2 pseudogenes are annotated in these 403 nt (G+C 56.2%); both read right to left on the bottom strand.

The features are described from left to right. Positions 1-270: pseudogene (locus tag ACRPFF_RS11280) on the bottom strand (FAD-dependent oxidoreductase); the annotation flags it as partial. Then, positions 269-403: pseudogene (locus ACRPFF_RS11275) on the bottom strand (FadR/GntR family transcriptional regulator); the annotation flags it as partial. The pseudogenes ACRPFF_RS11275 and ACRPFF_RS11280, both read right to left, overlap by 2 nt.

The following is a 403-nucleotide window of genomic DNA, read 5'->3' as shown; positions in this document are numbered from 1 at the left end:
GTCGCCGGGCTGTTCGGTCAGTTGGGAAAAGTCAATCGTGCGCCCGTCGATGCGCGGCGGCGTGACGGTTTTCAGACGGCCTTGCGGCAGCTTCAATTCGCGCAAACGGCCGCCCAAGGATTTGGCGGCGGGGTCGTTTGCCTCGCTGTGCAGCTGCGCATTCAACCCTTGAAGCCGTTTCAATTCGTTTTCCAAAGTCAGCCGCTCGCGCGATTCTTTATCATAAGTTTGCCTGACCAACTCGCCGAAACCGTGGATGCGTTCGNTGATATTCCCTGTCTTTCAATATACTGCTCGCCACATAATTCAAATGTGCCTTTGCCGCCTCCGAAGCCTCGCCCGGCCGACGGTTTAATATTGCCTCATACAATACACGGTGCTGCGCCATCAGTTTCGGAAGCGG

Source organism: Neisseria sp. SLRRB23 (assembly GCF_050896295.1).
In the GTDB taxonomy this organism is placed as follows: domain Bacteria; phylum Pseudomonadota; class Gammaproteobacteria; order Burkholderiales; family Neisseriaceae; genus Neisseria.
This window is presented reverse-complemented; position numbering and strand designations above follow the sequence as displayed.